Genomic DNA, 1,412 nt, shown 5'->3' on the forward strand with positions numbered 1-1,412 from the left:
GCCAGCCTTCGCCCGGGGCCGCGAACCCGAGGCTCTCCAACCACATGGGCTCGAACCACGAGAACGGGACGTAGATCTCGGCGGCGTCGATCTCCTCGGCCGGGTCGGTGATCCCGGCCTCGGCCCACAGGGCCGCCGCGGCGTCGCGACTGGCCTGCGGGTTGGCGTAGTCACGGCCGGCGAAGGTCCCGGGCTCGGTGCGCAACGCGGTGGCGTGCACCCACGCGACACGGCGGCCGGTGGACTCGACCTCCTCGGCGGCCTCGGCGTCGCCGAGGACGATCGCGCACGCGCCGTCGGACGACGGACAGGTCTCGTCGAAACGGATGGGGTCCCACAGCATCTGCCCCTGCAGCACCTTGTCCACGGTGAGGTCGGGCTGCTTGAGGTGGGCGTGGGGGTTGATGGACCCGTTGAGGCGGTCCTTCACCGCCACCATCGCGCCGACGTGCTCCGGGGCGCCGGTGGTGCGGATGTAGGACCGCACGTGGGGGGCGAAATACCCGCCGGCTCCCGCGCCGACGGGGGCGGTGAACGGCACGGGCAGGCTCAGGGCCCACATGGCGTTGGATTCGGACTGCTTCTCCCACGCTACGGCCAGGACTCGTCGGTAACGGCCGGACTGGATGTGCGACGCGGCCACCACGGCCGTCGAACCACCGACGGAGCCGGCGGTGTGGACGCGGAGGAGCGGTTTGCCGACCGCGCCGAGCGCGTCGGCCATCATGAGCTCGGGCATCATGACGCCCTCGAACAGGTCGGGGGCCTTGCCCACGACCACCGCGTCGATCTCGTCCCATCCCACGCCGGCGTCGGTCATGGCGGCGTCGATCGCCTCGCGGCAGAGGCCGGACATGGAGACGTCCGTGCGACGGGCGACGTGGTGGGTCTGGCCGGTGCCGAGAACGGCCGCGGGGAGACCAGAGCTGTGGGCGCTCATGCGGGGCGTCCTTCCAGGAGGCAGATGAGGTTCTGCTGAAGCAGATGTCCGCTGGTGGCGTGGGCGAGGGCGCGTTCGGTGCGGCCCTCCATGACGTCGTTGGCGGCGTACCCGATGCGCTCGAGCCCGGCGGAGAACAGCGGGTCCGCCAGCAACGATCCGCCGGACGGTGTCACGGCCACGTCGTCGCCGATGCCCAGCGCGGAACGCAGGAGCAGTTCCTGGTGCGTGTACTGGGTGTGCAGTTCGGCGACGGTCACTCCCCCGAGATCGGGCCGCTCTCCGGATGCCCGGGTGGCGCGCACGGCGGCGGCGCGGGCCGAGGGGGAGTCGGTGAGATCGCGGGCGCCGAACTCGGCGGAGTCGGCGATGTGCTCGATCCCCGTGACGTAGGCCGGGGTGTCGACCAGCTCGCGTGCCCGGTCGCCGGAGGCGAGGATTATCGCGCCGGCGCCGTCGGTGACCGGCGGGC

Annotated in this window: 1 protein-coding gene and 1 pseudogene; both read right to left on the bottom strand. The window is 72.2% G+C overall.

Annotation, left to right across the window (positions count from 1 at the left end; all coding sequences use genetic code 11):
* Nucleotides 1–940 (bottom strand): thiolase domain-containing protein (locus tag G6019_RS11985; protein ID WP_182627680.1); only part of this gene is annotated, 940 nt, incomplete at its 3' end.
* Nucleotides 937–1,412: pseudogene (locus G6019_RS11990) on the bottom strand (lipid-transfer protein); the annotation flags it as partial. The gene G6019_RS11985 and the pseudogene G6019_RS11990, both read right to left, overlap by 4 nt.

Source organism: Dietzia sp. DQ12-76 (assembly GCF_014145045.1).
Lineage (GTDB): Bacteria > Actinomycetota > Actinomycetes > Mycobacteriales > Mycobacteriaceae > Dietzia.